The sequence below is a fragment of the Vibrio sp. B172a genome, assembly GCF_030248355.1.
Taxonomy (GTDB): domain Bacteria; phylum Pseudomonadota; class Gammaproteobacteria; order Enterobacterales; family Vibrionaceae; genus Vibrio; species Vibrio owensii.
The window spans coordinates 1-16685 of sequence record NZ_JAHGAC010000015.1 but is presented as its reverse complement, the minus strand read 5'-3'; the positions used below and the strand labels follow the sequence as shown (position 1 = coordinate 16685).

The 16685-nt window shown below is 43.5% G+C and carries 13 protein-coding genes; 8 read left to right on the top strand and 5 right to left on the bottom strand.

Going from position 1 to position 16685, the window contains the following annotated elements; genetic code table 11:
• Nucleotides 1–108: 108 nt before the first annotated feature.
• Nucleotides 109–1542 carry an FAD-dependent oxidoreductase gene (locus tag KIT90_RS15875; RefSeq protein WP_285377470.1) on the top strand — a complete coding sequence of 478 codons (1434 nt, stop codon included), beginning with the start codon at nt 109–111 and terminating at the stop codon, nt 1540–1542.
• A 32-nt stretch (nt 1543–1574) separates the two neighbouring features.
• Here the strand turns inward: KIT90_RS15875 and KIT90_RS15870 are convergent, their stop codons facing one another.
• Genes KIT90_RS15870 through KIT90_RS15860 form a run of 3 tightly spaced genes read right to left on the bottom strand, consistent with a single transcriptional unit; the run spans nt 1575 to nt 3945 of the window.
• Nucleotides 1575–2510, bottom strand: a complete 936-nt coding sequence (locus KIT90_RS15870) for a biotin-dependent carboxyltransferase family protein (protein ID WP_285377469.1) — start codon at nt 2508–2510, stop codon at nt 1575–1577.
• Nucleotides 2507–3190, bottom strand: a complete 684-nt coding sequence (locus KIT90_RS15865; protein ID WP_285377467.1) for an allophanate hydrolase subunit 1 — start codon at nt 3188–3190, stop codon at nt 2507–2509. Before KIT90_RS15865 ends, KIT90_RS15870 begins: the two co-directional genes overlap by 4 nt.
• Nucleotides 3190–3945, bottom strand: a complete 756-nt coding sequence (locus KIT90_RS15860) for a 5-oxoprolinase subunit PxpA (protein ID WP_009704442.1) — start codon at nt 3943–3945, stop codon at nt 3190–3192. The genes KIT90_RS15865 and KIT90_RS15860 overlap by 1 nt, the downstream gene beginning before the upstream one ends.
• 286 nt (nt 3946–4231) lie before the next feature.
• On the opposite strand from KIT90_RS15860, the gene KIT90_RS15855 reads away from it, so the two are divergent.
• Nucleotides 4232–6190, top strand: coding sequence for a diguanylate cyclase domain-containing protein (locus tag KIT90_RS15855; protein ID WP_285377568.1), 1959 nt, complete (start codon nt 4232–4234; stop codon nt 6188–6190).
• Nucleotides 6191–6244: 54 nt separating this feature from the next.
• Nucleotides 6245–7261, top strand: a complete 1017-nt coding sequence (gene galE / locus KIT90_RS15850) for a UDP-glucose 4-epimerase GalE (RefSeq protein WP_045414118.1) — start codon at nt 6245–6247, stop codon at nt 7259–7261.
• A gap of 342 nt (nt 7262–7603) precedes the next feature.
• Here the strand turns inward: galE and KIT90_RS15845 are convergent, their stop codons facing one another.
• On the bottom strand, nt 7604–9742 hold the full coding sequence (locus KIT90_RS15845; RefSeq protein WP_285377465.1) for a TonB-dependent hemoglobin/transferrin/lactoferrin family receptor: 2139 nt from the start codon (nt 9740–9742) through the stop codon (nt 7604–7606).
• Nucleotides 9743–9978: 236 nt separating this feature from the next.
• Between KIT90_RS15845 and KIT90_RS15840 the strand changes: the two genes are divergently transcribed.
• On the top strand, nt 9979–10866 hold the full coding sequence (locus tag KIT90_RS15840; RefSeq protein WP_005435159.1) for a LysR family transcriptional regulator: 888 nt from the start codon (nt 9979–9981) through the stop codon (nt 10864–10866).
• An 85-nt stretch (nt 10867–10951) separates the two neighbouring features.
• Here KIT90_RS15840 and KIT90_RS15835 read toward each other — a convergent pair whose 3' ends face one another.
• Nucleotides 10952–13585, bottom strand: coding sequence for an acetate--CoA ligase family protein (locus KIT90_RS15835; protein ID WP_285377463.1), 2634 nt, complete (start codon nt 13583–13585; stop codon nt 10952–10954).
• A 236-nt stretch (nt 13586–13821) separates the two neighbouring features.
• Here KIT90_RS15835 and KIT90_RS15830 point away from each other — a divergent pair, with 236 nt between their 5' ends.
• The 4 genes from KIT90_RS15830 (at nt 13822) to yciH (ending at nt 16359) form a co-directional block, all read left to right on the top strand.
• Nucleotides 13822–14391 (top strand): SPOR domain-containing protein, encoded by a 570-nt coding sequence (locus tag KIT90_RS15830; RefSeq protein WP_009704436.1) that lies wholly within the window; start codon nt 13822–13824, stop codon nt 14389–14391.
• A gap of 150 nt (nt 14392–14541) precedes the next feature.
• On the top strand, nt 14542–15531 hold the full coding sequence (locus KIT90_RS15825; RefSeq protein ID WP_009704435.1) for a D-alanine--D-alanine ligase: 990 nt from the start codon (nt 14542–14544) through the stop codon (nt 15529–15531).
• A gap of 128 nt (nt 15532–15659) precedes the next feature.
• Nucleotides 15660–16043, top strand: coding sequence for a DUF3319 domain-containing protein (locus KIT90_RS15820; RefSeq protein WP_020196894.1), 384 nt, complete (start codon nt 15660–15662; stop codon nt 16041–16043).
• Between the two features lie 4 nt (nt 16044–16047).
• The gene (gene yciH, locus KIT90_RS15815; RefSeq protein WP_005435166.1) at nt 16048–16359 is read left to right on the top strand and encodes a stress response translation initiation inhibitor YciH; all 312 of its coding nucleotides are present in this window, start codon (nt 16048–16050) and stop codon (nt 16357–16359) included.
• The last annotated feature ends 326 nt before the right edge of the window (nt 16360–16685 follow it).

Here is a 16685-nt window from a genome sequence, read left to right as displayed (position 1 = left end):
CCTTTAACAAATGCAAACCCATGAACTTTTTGTGATTTTAATCATAGTCAAACCCGAGTAGAATCCACATTAAGTAAAGATTTCTCCTTATAAAATTTCAGTGAAGCAATGAAGTCTGAGTTTCCAAATCGTAAAGATAAACACATCGCTATTGTTGGTGGCGGTGTCGCTGGCTCTACCGCGGCAATCCATTTTGCCGAGTTAGGTTTTAAAGTCTCTATTCTCGAGAAAGGGGTCTCATTAGTAAACGGACCTCCGATCTGCCACCTACACGCAGGCGGAAACCTTTATCGTGAGATTTCCGAACAACAATGTTTGGATCTTCTGACTCAATCGATCGACACAATTCGTTTGTATCCGCATTCACTGAACATTCGTCCTACCATCATTGCTGTGCCTCATTCAGATGGAGGGGACCCAGGAGCATTATTGCCTCGATTAGAAGTCATTAAACGTGCTTATCAATCTCTGGTTGAACAAGACACAAGTAATCAGGTGTTGGGAGAACCAGATGAGTATTACAAGTTGTACTCCAAAGAGGCGCTCATAGCGCTTTCTAAGCTTGTACAGCCACAACACCCGCAAAGCATTGACGAGTGGACTATCCCGTTTGCTCAGCACGCAGACCTTGAGGCGCTTAAATATCCAGTAGTCGCTGTTCAGGAATACGGATGGAGCGTATTTAGGCTTGCAGCTGTAGCGAACATGACGCTACAACAACTTCCTAATGTTGATGTACTGACGCAAGCAGAGCTAAAACACACCCATTGGAGTGGCTCTGATTGGGAACTGGCTTACCTTCAAGCTGATGAACAAAAGACACTACGTTGTGATTACTTAGTTAATGCTTGTGGCTTTGAGACCGGCGCAGTTGATGATGCGATTGGTGTAAAGCGCGATCGACTTGTCGAATTCAAAGCGGCGTACGTTACCCGTTGGAATGAATGTACTCAGCAATGGCCAGAGGTGATCTTCCATGGTCCTCGCGGTACAGACAAAGGCATGGCTCAGTTAACGCCATACGGTGATGGCTACTTCCAATTACATGGAATGACAAAAGGCATCACGCTGTTTGATGATGGCTTGGTTGAAAGCTCAAACATTTCTGCACAACCAGAGTTACCAACCAGTTTATTGTCAAAAATACGCAACGGTTGGCGACAAGAGATCCTCGATGAGCGCACTGATAATGCGATTAAGCATATGTCTCAATTCATTCCGGATTATCAAAGTGCAGTGAAAGGCGGGAAAGCACTGTTCGGTGCGCAGCAAATCCCAGGTACTGACCCTGTATTGCGTGCAGCAGACGTGACATTTGAAGAGAACAACTATGCTCGAATTGAAGTAGTTAAAGCTTCTTCAACGCTACTAGCAGCTCAGAAAATGGCGCAATATTGGTTTGATATAGCTCCGAATGCCAATGTGGAAATTGAACATCCTGTAACGGTACATTGGAGTGAAGAAGACGTAGAGCAGTTTGCGGTAAAACTCACTCAAGAGCGCGGTTATCCAAAAGCATTGGCAGAGCGCTACGGGATGTAGCGCTCACAATTTAGTGACGACTTTAGATGGGCTTAGTAACCAAAAAACTGAGCCCATTGACACCACACATCTTGCAGACCTTGTCTGTCTCCTTTGACGAAACTGACTTCTTGCCTGGGTTTAGCTTGCGCCAGACGTGGCAGATCAATTCTTGCGACACAACCAAACTTCGGATAGCCACCAATAGTCTGGTGATCGTTCAATAAGACGATTGGGTTGCCATCGTTTGGAATCTGAATAGAGCCCAGTGCAATACCTTCTGAAAGTACGCCGTCATAGGGCGGCTGTATCGTTTTACCCTCAAGACGATAACCCATACGATTTGAATTGGGTGATATCTTAAAGCTAGCAGAATAGAAATCATCAATAGACTGCTGGGAAAAATCTTCGAACTGGTAGCCTTCGATCACTCTCAGTTTTAATGGCAAGTTGTAATCTGGTTTAAATCGGAACGTCATCTGTTTGGGTTTTGACGTTGGGAGCGAATGTGGCTCAAAGCCAATAATATCTCCGGCTTTCAAAGGATTGCCATCTTTTGTCATACCGCCGAGAGATTCTCTCACAACCGTAGACGTGCTCCCTAGGTGTTTCTCAACACTAAATCCACCTTTAACAGCAAGATACGCACGTAAACCATTCTTTGGCATTCCGAACTTAAGTGTCTGGCCTTTTCTGAGGCAAAAGTCAGACCAATTAGAGATAGGCTCACCGTTTACTGATGCATTAAGATCACCGCCACAAAGCGCCAAATGACAATCGGTTAAGGCTTTAAAGCTTGCATTACCCAATGTGATTTCGATAACAGAGCAGTTAACGGGATTGCCTAGAAGATGATTCGACCAACTGTAAGCATAATCATCGACAGGGCCGCTTTGAGTTATCCCGGTATGAGCAAGGCCAAAACGACCAAAATCTTGAATCAAAGAGAGTGGACCCGGCTTTTCTACTAACAATCCTACGAAGCTCATAAAACGCCTCCTAAACTGACAAACTCTTGTTTGGATATTGAACCAAACGTGACCTTGTCACCAACTTCAAAAGGGATGAAGGGGGGAGTATCAGTGAATAACGAGATTGGCGTACGACCTATGATGTTCCATCCACCAGGGCTGTCGGATGGATAGACTGCGGTTTTACTGTCGGCAATCGCCACACTTCCGGCAGGTACATTGGTACGAGGTGTATGGTGTCTTGGCATGTGAAGTTCTGGACTTACATCCGACAGAAAAGCAAAGCCCGGAGCGAACCCAATGGCTGAAACGGTATAAACAGGCTTGGTATGAAGTTCAATAAGCTTATCCATTGATAGCCCATTTTGTTGAAATCGTTCCAAATCGAGAGCCGTTTCATTCGAATAGTAAACGGGAATAGAAATGTAGTTCGGCTGTTTGTTGTCCATAGACTGAACATCAAAGCGACTTACGATCTCATTGAGCGTTTGTAGTATCGCAGACTCTTGAATTCTAAAGGGCAAGTAGTCAATCAAAATGGTTCGGTAAGAAGGAACCACATTCATTACGATGAGATTGAGTTTATCTACAATTTGATGTGCCAACTGGCCTATGTGCTCAACAGTAATGGTGTCATCAAAGCGAATTAGAATGCTGCATTCAGATATAGGAGAGATCGAAAACTGCCCTTGATTCATTAATTTCCTCCGGTGTAGAGACTCTGACGAATTTTTTGAATCAACGCGATAGATTCATCATTATCGCCATGTACACAAATCGTGTCGGCCTCTAACAAAATATATTGCCCAGATGTCGTTTTTACTCGACCTGATTCTGCCAGCATTCTGACTTGTTCTAGTATTGCATGCTCGCTGTTTAGTACCGCATTAGCTTGTGTTCTTGGCGTTAGCAACCCGTCATCTTGATAAAGGCGGTCTGCGAATGCTTCGAAGAGTAGAGGTACATCAAAATCATCGGCAATTTCTAGGTATTTTTCGTTTTCTTGGGACGCCAATATCATAAGAGGCACTTTAAACAGGGCTGCCGCTTTAACGACCGCTAAGAAAATACCATCACTTAGCATCATATCGTTGTAGAGTGCTCCGTGAGGCTTGATGTAACCAATATCAGTATATTGTGCCTTACACAGAGCTTGGAGTGCGCCAACTTGGTAAATCACCATATTAGTGATTTCTTCATAGGTCATCTTTAAGCTGCGACGTCCAAACCCTTGTAAGTCTGGATAACCGGGATGCGCACCAATTTCAACGTCATGTTGATTAGCGAGGGTAATAGTATCGTGCATGACATTAGGATCAGACGCGTGGAAGCCACAAGCAATGTTCGCCATGTCTATGAAAGGCATTACGCTTTCATCTGCACCCATGGTCCATGCGCCATAGCTTTCGCCCATATCGCAGTTTAGTGTTAGTTGCTGGTTGTTCAATGTCATACGTTTATTGTGTCCAAAGTATGCTTAAAAATGCAGGAAATTACGTTTTGGTTCAGTGACTAACGTCATTTTTCATGCAGGTGTTCGAAAAAATACGCCATAAATGATCGACTGGTTATTTGAAATGATCCGAATTTTCAAGAAAATCATGATTAATCAGTCTAATATCTGAGAATTTCAGGTTCATTTCAGTGCCTGTCGTGTTAGTCTTGGCTCTTCTTTTTGTGTGATAGTTTGCATAGCAACCCTTTTGTTCTTTTGGTTGCTTTCTGCGACAGGAATATATATGTCATTAAGAGCAAAGCTAATATGGCCGATTCTCGTTTTCATCACGGTCATCTTTGTTACATCTCAAAGTTACACATCGTACATCACCTACCAGTCAGCAAAACATGAACTTGTTGAACAAACAAAAGTGCTCATCAATGATGTATCTCACTCAATTAAAGATGCGCTGGCCACAAAGAACAAGCAAAAAGCGCAATCTATTTTGGCTGACTTTCTGAAGGAGCCAAACGTATCACGCGTTAAGCTTTACGACAAAGAAAATCAACCATTTGCGATTTTTGCTCTCGACGGTTTTTCAGCGCCTTCTCCAACAAAGCATGAACGAAGTCATCTTCATGCTATGGGGTATGCGTTATCTGCTCACTTTCTTTATGTACTTGAACCGATAATCCATGACGGACAAGTGATTGGAACGATCAGAGTCACATTGTCTCAACGTCCTTTGATGCAAGTAAGAGATGCGCTATTGCAAGATGGGCTTCTGTTCCTAATCATTCTTCTTGCTGGTGGCGTGACCTTTTATATCGGTGTCGAGCGTCGTGTTCTTCGCCCTCTAGTGGAAGTCAATCAAGTACTCCAAGACTTCGCTAATGGCCATCATTTGAGTGGCCGCATTAGTCACCGTTCAAAAGATGAAGTAGGGCAACTCGTTGCTTCGCTTAATCTGATGGTAGACAAGCAAAAAAGACTAGAGAAACAACGTAAACACAGTTTGGAAGTGCTGGAACGTCGTAAAGCGTTTGCAGAAGAAGTGGTAGATTCGATTCAAGATGCGCTTATCGTTACGGATAACTTAGGTCGCGTAATTCACTGTAATATGGCCACGCAGAGGATTTTTGAAAAGACTTACCATGGATTAGAAACGGCAAATATCTGCGACTTGATCCAAACTAAAGCGCCAAATGAGTTAGGACAAATTTTAAGTCGAGGCTTAGAGTGTGACGACATCCATCTACAAAATGCAGAAGATGAACAGCAATTAAGTTTAACCAGTCGTCGATTGGCAAAACATGGCTATCTTCTTTTTGTGATTCAGGATATCACCGAGATCGAAGAAGCCATGAACCGACAACGAGTTGCTGGACGTGTATTTGAAAGCAGTCAAGACGGCTTAGTGGTTCTCAACCATCTAGGTGTTATTACGATGGTAAACCCAGCGGTGACAAAGTTGATTGGTTTAACCGCTGAACAACTGGTTGGACAGCCGTTTATAAAATCAATTCGTTGGCGGAAACTGCAAGCAATGATGCCAAGTATCATCGAATCGATTGAAAACTATGGAATGTGGCAAGGTGAAGTAATAGAAAAAAACCACCTCGGTCAGCTTATACCAATGTTTGCGAGAGTGAATCGTATCATTAAAAGTGAAGATCAGAACTCGTTCGATATGGTGATAATCCTAACGGATCTCTCAAGTGCTAAAGAGATGGAGCGTTTAGAATATTTAGCGCATCACGACCCGTTGACGGGACTTGCTAACCGTTCAAAGTTCCATTTCGAATTGGAGGAATTAGTACAAAGATCAGGCTATCTGCGTGACGAGTTTGCGGTACTTTATCTCGACTTGGACGGTTTTAAGGGTATCAACGATACTTATGGCCATGATGCTGGGGATGAAGTGCTTAAGATTGTCGCTAAACGTATGACTGGAGCCACAAGACACAGTGATTTGATTGCTCGTTTGTCTGGTGATGAATTTGTCATGTTAGTGAATCCAGCCAATCAAAAAGTGGTGACTAGGATTGCAGAGCAGTTATTAGAAACGATTTGTGCTCCAATAGAATATCGTGGTTCTTTGTTAAAAGTTGGCGTTAGTATCGGTGTGAAATTGGTGGGTGTGAACGAACGTGACGCCACCCGAATTCTTAAAAGTGCAGATACTGCCATGTATCAAGCGAAGAAAGCCGGCAAAGGCCAAGCAATTTTAATGGGTTGCGAATCTCCAGATACAGTTTAAAAACGGGCTAGAAACCTTTAGACTAGCCCGATTCGCGTCAGAAGGAATGATAAAATGAAAGTACTTGTTACGGGTGGTATGGGCTACATTGGCAGCCACACTTGTATTCAAATGATCGAAGCTGGTATGACACCAGTTATCCTCGATAACCTTTACAACAGTAAACCAACTGTGCTTGAGCGCATTGAAAAGGTTTGTGGCGTAAAACCAGTATTCATTGAAGCAGACATTCGCGACAAAGCAGCGCTTGTTGATGCAATGACGACACACAACATTGAAGCAGTTATCCATTTTGCTGGTCTTAAAGCGGTTGGTGAGTCGGTAGAAAAGCCACTTGAATATTACGATAACAACGTGAACGGTACGCTTGTTCTTGTTGATGCTATGCGCGAAGCCGGCGTTAAATCGATCGTATTTAGCTCTTCAGCAACGGTTTACGGTGATCCTGCTTCTGTGCCAATTATGGAAGACTTCCCAACAAGTGCGACCAACCCATACGGTCGCAGTAAGTTGATGGTAGAAGAGTGTCTAACGGATTTCCAAAAAGCGAATCCAGATTGGAGTATCACACTTTTGCGTTACTTCAACCCTGTTGGTTCACACCCAACCGGTGAGCTTGGAGAAGATCCACAAGGCATTCCTAATAACTTGATGCCGTTCGTTTCTCAAGTTGCAGTCGGTCGCCGTGAATTCCTGTCGGTATTTGGTAGTGATTACCCAACTAAAGATGGCACAGGTGTCCGTGATTACATCCACGTAATGGACCTTTCTGATGGCCACGTTGCTGCTCTTGATAAAGTGGGCAACAAAGCAGGCCTACATATCTATAACCTGGGTACAGGTAATGGCTACAGCGTATTGGAAATGGTGAAAGCGTTTGAAGTCGCTTCTGGTAAAGAAGTTCCGTTTAAGCTGGTGGATCGTCGTCCTGGTGATATCGCAGAGTGTTGGGCAGATCCTTCAAAAGCAGCAAACGAACTCGGTTGGAAGGCGACACGTACACTTGAAGAAATGACGAGTGATACTTGGCGCTGGCAGTCAAATAACCCTCAAGGTTATCCAGACGCTTAAAACTTCAAGTTTTACACTTTTATAACAAAAAGGCGCACTTCTGCGCCTTTTTTGATCTAAATCGGAAAAATTCGTAAATTACTGGTTAAAAGGTAGCTTCGATAAATAGAAATGCTAAACTATGTGCGAATCTTAATTTAGGTCGTAAATTTTCATTAAACTATTCGGGGTAGTTCATGGAACTTGGTTTAATCATCGCATTCATCGTTGCAGCAGCAGTAATGGTGAAAAAAGAGATGGCAAAACAATAGTCTTTCATTTTTCATTCTTTTCTTAACATTTTTGAAATGAAAGCACATAAAAAAAGCCAGCATAATGCTGGCTTTTTTGTGTTTGTAACACTTAGAACTCGTATTTGACACTAATGTTGTAGTTACGCTCTGCTTGCGTGATATCACGGCTTAGCTCAGTTTCACCACGTACATCGTTCCACAAGTAGTACTCTTCATTCGTCAAGTTCATCACACCTGCACGAACGGTTAGGTCTTTCATTGGCTTGTAGTAAGCCGTTAGGTCAACAACTGTCGCTGATGGTAGTGCAACTTGGTCTTTAGTTCCGCCATTGTCACCATCTGAGTTGATATCACTGTCAGACTTCTTCGCAGTGTAGTTAACTTTTAAACTTGTACCCCAAAGCGCGTTTGGTGAATCGTAGTTTACCGCAGCAACCGCATTCCAAGGGTTTACACTATTAAGCGGGTTGCCTTCACCATCTTCACCTTCAGTGTACGCTGCAGCTAGACGAGTCGTTACACCTTTAGGAAGGCTAGCAATAGCGTGCCAGTCAAGGCTATTAGACAGCTCGACACCTTTTACTGTAGCTTCATTGATGTTGATGAACGTGTATTCAGTTAGACCACCATTACTCGTTGATGTTTGATCAATGAAGTCGGTGAAATCACTGTAGTAAAGTGCGAACTCTGTTGCTGACGCTGCTGTGTTATGACGGTAACCTAATTCGTAAGACAAGCTCTTTTCAGACTCTAGGTCTGGGTTAGGGCGGTTAGTGTAACCGTGTCCTGGGTTGTCGTACGTGTAGTAAAGCTCATCAAATGATGGTGCACGGAAACCTTGGCTTACTTGAGCGAATACCGTACCTGGTTGAGACAGCTTATATGTTGCACCTAGACGGCCAGTAAACGCAGAGTCACTAAACTTCTTGAATGACTCTTCAGAGGTATCTGATGGATCAGTAGAGAAGTAATCGTAACGTACACCAGGAGTTAAGATTAACTTGTCGTTAAGTAGTGCGATTTCATCTTGCAAGAACAAACCAAAGCTTTGTTCTTTAGCATCTGGCGTGTAAATGTAAACCGTGTCAGGCGTGCCTGGATCAGAGTTAAACTCGCGGTTTGTGTTGCTGATGTCGCTGTGTTTGTAAGACAGGCCGTAAACCAAGTAGTGGTTTTGAATCTCTTTGTCTAACTGAGTTTCAAATTCGATCTTGTCTTCAGTGTATTCGTAGTCTTTTTTCTGCTGGTTATCACCATTAGGCGGAACCCACGGTGGGAAGCCAGGACTTGCTTCTTTAAAGCGGTTTGTTACACCGTTTTCTTCTTTACTTGTCCAAGTTAGCTGAGAAGTGATGGTGTCTGAGATAGCTAAATCAGCAAACCAAATGTGTTTCAAACCAAGACGGTTTTGCTTAGTTTGGTCTTCAGCATTGAAGTTTTTGTATGAAGAACTCGCGATGTCTGAGTCCGTTTGGTTGTAAATTACTTCACCCAAAAACTCAAAACGGTGGTCTTCATTCAGTTGTGACTGCAATTTAACCAACAAGTCGTTCTTGTAGTAATCTTGGTCCGTCACTGAGTAGTCGTCGTAAGGCGCTTTAGAAAAGTTTTGTAGCTCAGAACCGTCACGGCGTGTGTATGCCACCAATGCTTCAAGATTATCAAATCGTTTCGCAACCGCAATGTGCTCTGCAAAAGAGTTATCTTCAGAAGAGTAAGAAAGCTTAGCTTGGCCACCAAAGTCTTTGCCGTCCTTCAAGAAGTCACTTGGATCTTTCGTTTCAAATGCAACAACGCCACCGATAGCATCACTACCGTGCAAACTAGAAGCCGCACCTTTTACAATCTCAACGCTTTTGAGCATGTCAGGGTCGACAGTCACGGCGCTAGAGTTAATGAAAGAGTATGGACCGCCGTCGAATACACCTGGCTGAGACGCTCCGTCTACCAAGATTTTCACTCGCTTGCCTTCCATGCCGCGAATGTTAATGCTTTGAACACCTTGGCGTTGAGTACCGTTAACAGTAACGCCTGGTGTGTATTCGAATACATCATTGAGATCTTTTGCCATGTTTTCTTCGAGATCTTTCTCAGAAACAACGGCAACAGAAGCTGCTACAGTATCCATAGTTTGGTTAGTACGAGTGGCAGAAACAACGACTTCATTGAACGTTGATGTTTCTTCAGCGTAAGCGCCTTGGGAGAGGGCGATGACAATAGAGGCTGATAAAATTGATTTTTTATACATTGGCTTCAATACCTTAGATCCATAATAGGCAATAACAACGTGCGGTATCTTAGTGGATCTAAATGGTAATTACTATCATTACCATTGTTGTTTAATGTTGTTTTTATCAACGGAAATTTGTACTACGCACCGCCTAGTCTTTGATAATCAATGTGTTATATTGTCTAAAGTCGTTTTTTTGAGTGATTTTTCAAATACCACTACTGTGATAGCTATCACATAAATAGGGAGTTATTGTGCAGAGTCCAATCACGTTAGAAGCACTTCATATCTTGGATGCCATTGATAGAAGAGGAAGTTTTGCTGCTGCAGCCAACGAGTTAGACCGCGCACCGTCTTCGTTGAGTTATCAGATTCAGAAGCTAGAGCAAGACCTTGATATCATCATTTTCGACCGTTCTGGTCATAAAGCACATTTCACCGAAGCCGGTAAGTTAATACTTGAGCGTGGCAGGGCAATCCTTCAAGCAAGCGAAAAACTCGTCAATGATGCTACCTTGTTAGCGAACGGTTGGGAGTTGGATATTACTGTTGCGTTCGATGGCATAATTCCTATCGCAAATTTTTTCCCTATGGTTGATGCCTTGTCCAATGTGAGTAGTACACGGATCCGACTTCAAGAAGAGATTCTTGCAGGCAGCTGGGAATCATTGAATACAGGGCGTTCAGATTTATTGGTTTGTCCGGCTTTAGATACACTCCCACAAGATGTAAAAGCAGAAAAAATTGGCAAACTAAGTATGGTTTGGGTAGCGGCGGCTGATCATTACGTTCATAAGCGCAGTGGGGAATTTGATGACGCGGCAAGGGAAAAGTATCGAGTCATCGCGATTGCCGATACTGCGCGAGAACAACCAGCGCTGTCGATCAATGTGATGCAAAAGCAACCCCGCCTGACGGTTACTAATTTTTCAGCAAAGGTTGAAGCTTTATTGTCGGGACTAGGGATCGGAACCTTGCCAACGCAAGTTGCACAGCCTTTGGTAGAAAGCGGACAGCTTAAGTATATTGACGGCGCAGAAAGCAAGCCGATAGATATCATCTTAGCGTGGCGCAGAAACACGATGGGTGAAGCGAAGTCTTGGTGCGTACAATATCTAAAGAAAAACTGGAAGATGAAGTGACATTGTCACTAATTTATACAAGAGTAAAGAAAAGGACGCGTCGATGCGTCCTTTCTTTTGATATTTGATTCGTAGGTGAACAAAATTAATTCAAAGGTAAAACCATATCGGCAGTACCATCTGCAAACTGAACATCCAATTCGAAACCTAAACTTTGCGCAAGTGACAGCATCCCGCGGTTAGTTGGCATAGTCATACCAGACATCTGTTTGGTCCCTTTGATTTGGCAGTAACTGATGATCTTTTGCATCAACAGTTTACCCAATCCTTTTCCTTTCAAATCTGAACGAACTAAAATCGCAAATTCTGCGTCGCTATTGTCCGGTGTTATCAACGCTCTCGCCACACCGATAATTGATGGGCCATTTTCATCGAATGCAACAGCGACAAAAGCCATTTCACGGTCATAATCGATTTGTGTCAGATTCGCGAGGGCCTCATGGTTAAACTCACCAACGTCAGAGAAGAATCGATTATATAGATCTTCCTTAGATACGCTATTGATGAACTGCGCATGGATGGGTTCGTCTTCTGGCAAGATTGGGCGAAGCAAAATAGGTTGGCCATCCCGCAAGGTCACCGTCTCCACGAACTCGGCAGGGAAAGGGCGGATAGCTAATCGTTCTTGCGCGTCGCCTTCGTATTTCTTCAGCGTAACGTCGGCATCGATGATGGTTAAATCGCTACCAGATACCAGCACTGGATGAATATCCAGTCTTTCTATTTCTGGTAGTTCAACGGCCATCTGAGAGATTCGCACCAAGAATTTTGACAGCTCAGTGATGTCTAGAGCGTCTTTGTGTTTTTGCAGTCGCACCTTACCTGATTTGAGCGCTATGACGATCAGGTAGCGCGCCAGATTCATGTTGAGTGGTGGCAGGGCTGCAACAGCATCTTGAGTAATGTTCCAGTCTGAACCACCTTGTCCAAGTAAGATTACAGGGCCAAAAACCTTATCTACTGCAATACTGACTCGCAACTCTTCTGCGCTACCAAGCTTTGCCATCCCTTGTACTAAAAGGCCTTGAAGGTTGGCTGCAGGGTAACTGAGCTTAGCGGTATCTAAAATGGCTTGTGCGGCGCTAGATACTTCTTGGCTATTACGCAGGTTAAGTGCGACACCATGTACATCTGATTTATGAGCAATATCTGGAGAGCGAAGCTTTACCGCAACCGGGTAGCCAATATTCTCTGCCATATGAACGGCTTCTGTGACTTCTGAAGCAATCCAAGTCGGGAGAATATCAAAACCAAACTGCTCAAATAGGGGGCTTGTTTGGTGTGTATCTAAGGTGACTGTATTTTTATCCAGTAATTGTTCATTCACCCATTCGCGAGCAGAACTCACACTGCCGGAATGGAGCGGTTCTGCCGTGGTCGGTGTTTCCATTAGTTGTTTCTGGTTTCGTCTGTACTCGACCAAGTGCATGTAAGCAACGACTGCACTCTCTGGTGTTCGGTAGGTAGGAATGCCCGCTTGAGTGAATGCTAAACGTGCTTCGCGAGAAGTCTGTTCGCCAGACCAATTAGTGAGAATATTAAAATGCTTGTGTCTTGGATGTGCTTGTATGGCTTCGATCACTGCGTTTGCTGTCTCTAAAGAGTCTGAGACGGCTGAAGGGCTGTGCATGATCAAGATCGCGTCAGCACAGTCATTGTTCATTAATGCGTTGATCGTATCGACGTATCGCTTTTTCGTTGCGTCGCCAGCTAAGTCGATTGGATTCACACCTCGCCAACTTTCCGGTAATAGACCACGCAGATTAGCAATAGAATCTTCATCCAATGTTGCGAGCTTGCCACCTCTATCTAATAAGGTATCAACGGCCATCACTGCTGGGCCACCGCCATTGGTTACTATCGCGAGACGTTCACCTCGTAGCGGGACTGAATGCGTGAGCGTTTCTACTGCGGCGAATAATTCGTGTGTGTTACCAACACGCAGCATACCGGTTCTTCTGATTGCTGAATCATAGATAACGTCGAGAGAATCTATATCTTTTTCTCCAAGCGTACGAGCTTGAGTCGAACGTCCTGCTTTAAGCACTAAGATACGTCGATTACGAGAAGCTGCTCGTGCTGCAGACATAAATCGTCGTGCATCTTTAATTGAGTCGACATAAAGCAAAATCGCCTCTGTTTTGCCATCCATACTCAAATAGTCAAGCAGCTCAGCAAAGTCGATATCTTGGCCGTGCCCAATAGAGATGAATGAAGAGAAACCGATGTTTTTATCATTCGCCCAATCCAACACGGTGGTACACACCGCTGCGGACTGCGAAATAAAGGCGATCTTACCTGGTTTCGCCGCAACAGGGGAAAAGGAACAGTTGAAGTGATGCCACGGTAGAATGATGCCGAGGCTGTTAGGGCCAAGAACACGAATGTTCAAGTCTGAGAGATCTAAGCTTTCTGCATCGTCAGAGATAACAATCGCAAACTCAGTCCCACGTTCATCAAGCTCTTTCAACAGTTGTTTGTTGCGAGCAACATTGGTGCAGAGAATCGCAATATCAGGCGTATAGGGCAGGGAAGCCACGTTTGGATAAGCAATCACGCCGGAGACGGATTTGTATTTTGGAGTAACGGGCATGATAGCGCCACCAAAGCCACTCTGTAATAAATTTCGCATCACGATTTGGCCGGCGCGCAGTTCTTTCTGAGAGGCGCCAATCACTGCAACAGAATTCGGTTTAAAGAGTTTTTGTAGTTTGTTCATTGTGACTCCTTGGCCATTGACACCGAGAACGGTTGGTCATTCCTCATACAATCATAAACGAATAAGTCACTGTTGAAATATGAACAGGCCAGACATTGGCTTAAAACTGAGCCAAGCGTACAGAGTTTGTGTCACTCATCACACCAAAATCACAGTTTATTGTGTTTGGTGCTTGATAAAATAGCCTGCTATCGGCATGATTTATCGTAATATTTATCCAGAGCGTTTGTTACTTCATGAAAAAAATCGCAATCATCGGCTTGTCTGTACTGCTTTCTGCTTGTGCATCGGAAACTTACATCACTGACGTAACGTCAGAAAGCTACCGAGAAGACTACCAATCTCAGTCAATTTCTAAACCAATTATGTCGTCTGAGAACGCAGTGGTTGAGAAAGACGTAGAACCAACAGTTGTAAAAATGACTGCGAAGCCTGAAGAGAAAAAGGTGGTGAAACTAACCCCTAAAGATCAGGCGAAACCAGTTAAGATCATTCCGCCTAGCAAGAAGCAAGCGGGTATCCAGCGCTTTGGTTACACCATTCAAGTTGTTGCGGTAGGTAGCCAAGCGAAAGTTGACCAATTTGCACGTCAACTTCCTCAAAACGGCCAGCCAATCTGGGAAAACTACAAAGTGGTAAACGGCACAAAATGGTTCTCAGTGCTTTACGGTGATTACGCAACAAGCGCAGAAGCGAAGAATGCGATTTCAACATTGCCGGGTCATTTCCAGCAACTTAAGCCTTTCGTTAAGAGCATTGATGCCATTAAAAACTCGGCATATCCAACGCTTAACAAGCTAAACTAATTGAACAAGAGAAGGGAGCAAATTGCTCCCTTCTTTCTTTGGTTAATTCCTATTCGAACAGTATTCCTCACAGTAAAATTACTGTACGTTACTACTCAAAGGTTTATCATACTGAATAGTATCTTTTGGAAATCACGGAAAGATTGATTCATGATCAAAAATATCCTTTTACTATGCGGTGGCGGCTCATCTGAGCACGAGATTTCACTGCTTTCTGCAAACTTTGTAGAACAACAGTTAAATCTGATCGAAAACGTAAGCGTGACGCGCGTAGAAATCAAAAACGAAGGTTGGGTGACAAACCAAGGTGAACTGGTTTATTTGGACCTTAATACCAAAAAGCTTTGCTCAGACAACCTTAGCCTAGATATCGATTTCATTGTCCCTTGTATCCACGGTTTCCCGGGTGAAACTGGTGATATCCAATCTATGTTTGAAATCGCGGGCATTCCTTACCTAGGTTGTGGGCCTGAAGCGAGCAGCAACAGCTTCAACAAAATCACATCAAAGCTCTGGTACGATGCGATTGGTATCCCAAACACACCATACCTTTTCTTAACGCGTAATGATGAACAAGCCCATGAACAAGCGTCACAAGCGTTTGATAAGTGGGGTAAAGTGTTTGTCAAAGCGGCTCGTCAAGGATCTTCAGTTGGCTGTTACAGTGTCACTGAAAAGGAAGCTTTATCGCAAGCCGTTAACGATGCATTTGGTTTCTCAGAGCAAGTATTGGTAGAAAAGTCAGTCAAACCTCGTGAACTGGAAGTCGCAGCTTATGAGATGAATGGCCAGTTATTCATTACCAAACCTGGTGAAGTGATTGCGCCGGATGGTGCTTTTTACTCGTACGATGAAAAGTACAGCAGCTCGAGCCATTCATTGACTGAAGTTGAAGCGAAAAACCTAACGGAAGAACAGGTAGAAGCGATTCGCGTGGCTTCAGAAACCGTGTTTAAGCAAATGAATTTACGTCATTTATCGCGCATCGACTTCTTTTTAACAGAAGATGATGAAATCTACCTAAACGAAGTAAACACGTTCCCTGGTATGACGCCGATTTCGATGTTCCCTAAAATGCTGCAAAACAACGGTCACAAATTCCACGAATTCCTAGCAGATTGTATTCATACTGCAATCTAACTAACGTTACCGTCATTCATTTTGTGGTAAACCTAAGCATAACTGAGTAATGTGACAGCGTTAAAGTTTGAATATTACTCAGTTGCATTTATGATTGTATCAAAGCATTAAATAGATGGCTCAGTGGTATGGCAATTTCAAATTATAGAGGTTTTAACCTGCAATCAGGCGGACCTGACGGTAGCGTTTGGAAGGTAAAGATCAAAAACCACGTTTTACAAGGCAGTTTGACGGCGGTAAAAAAGAGCATAGATTGGTGGTGTGACACAGCATCTATCATTGACCCAAAAGAGTTCGCAACTCTGGGGCAAAGAGCGCAAAGCACTAACAATCCTCAATCTGAAGTATTTAACGGCTACACGATAAAGAACGACACAGGCGAGCCCAACGCTTGGTACTGTATGTTCAACGGCAAATTGATCAAGGGCGCGAAGCCTGCGATTCAACGCCATATCGAAGCGTATTTGGTTGCGAAGCAAAAAGCGCTACAAGCACAACAACAAAAGAAATAAGAGTATGACTCTCGTATATTCAACAGAAACTGGTCGAATCAAACCAGAAGAAGAAAAAGTCGAACGTCCTAAAGGCGACGGTATTGTTCGTATCCAAAAGCAAACCAAAGGCCGCAAAGGCAAAGGCGTTTGTATCGTAACTGGTTTGGATATGGATGACGCGCCACTTAAATTACTAGCCGCTGAACTTAAGAAAGTCTGCGGTTGCGGTGGCTCTGTAAAAGATGGCAACATCGAAATTCAAGGTGATGCTCGTGACAAGATCAAAGCACATCTTGAAAAGAAAGGCATGACAGTAAAATTAGCCGGTGGTTAATTCAAACAGTTCAGTAGATTTTAAAGAGCGTCTCAATTGACGCTCTTTTTGTATCTGTAGTTTGTGTAGCTAAACCGAAGGTAACAATCAGTACGAAGCGACAAACACAGAAAGTCTATTGAAGAAACTCAGCTAATAGCAGAGCAAGCAATCGTAGATTGATAGATCCATATTAGCTATTTTATGGTAAATAACGGTTATGTTTAATGACACCAACGAAAAGCGCTGTATTTTAAAATCTGAGAGGGATAGGAGACCAAACTAGAGAAGAATTGGCGTATGTGGATATATCATTTAACATAATATACATAATGCGCACTGAATTG

Bases quoted from the DNA above. Each gene is read 5' to 3' on its own strand.
- KIT90_RS15845 (WP_285377465.1), bottom strand. From the start codon at position 9,742: ATGTATAAAAAATCAATTTTATCAGCCTCTATTGTCATCGCCCTCTCC.
- KIT90_RS15865 (WP_285377467.1), bottom strand. From the start codon at position 3,190: ATGAATCAAGGGCAGTTTTCGATCTCTCCTATATCTGAATGCAGCATT.
- KIT90_RS15870 (WP_285377469.1), bottom strand. From the start codon at position 2,510: ATGAGCTTCGTAGGATTGTTAGTAGAAAAGCCGGGTCCACTCTCTTTG.
- galE (WP_045414118.1), top strand. From the start codon at position 6,245: ATGAAAGTACTTGTTACGGGTGGTATGGGCTACATTGGCAGCCACACT.
- KIT90_RS15855 (WP_285377568.1), top strand. From the start codon at position 4,232: ATGTCATTAAGAGCAAAGCTAATATGGCCGATTCTCGTTTTCATCACG.
- KIT90_RS15875 (WP_285377470.1), top strand. From the start codon at position 109: ATGAAGTCTGAGTTTCCAAATCGTAAAGATAAACACATCGCTATTGTT.
- yciH (WP_005435166.1), top strand. From the start codon at position 16,048: ATGACTCTCGTATATTCAACAGAAACTGGTCGAATCAAACCAGAAGAA.
- KIT90_RS15820 (WP_020196894.1), top strand. From the start codon at position 15,660: ATGGCAATTTCAAATTATAGAGGTTTTAACCTGCAATCAGGCGGACCT.
- KIT90_RS15835 (WP_285377463.1), bottom strand. From the start codon at position 13,585: ATGAACAAACTACAAAAACTCTTTAAACCGAATTCTGTTGCAGTGATT.
- KIT90_RS15860 (WP_009704442.1), bottom strand. From the start codon at position 3,945: ATGACATTGAACAACCAGCAACTAACACTAAACTGCGATATGGGCGAA.
- KIT90_RS15830 (WP_009704436.1), top strand. From the start codon at position 13,822: ATGAAAAAAATCGCAATCATCGGCTTGTCTGTACTGCTTTCTGCTTGT.
- KIT90_RS15825 (WP_009704435.1), top strand. From the start codon at position 14,542: ATGATCAAAAATATCCTTTTACTATGCGGTGGCGGCTCATCTGAGCAC.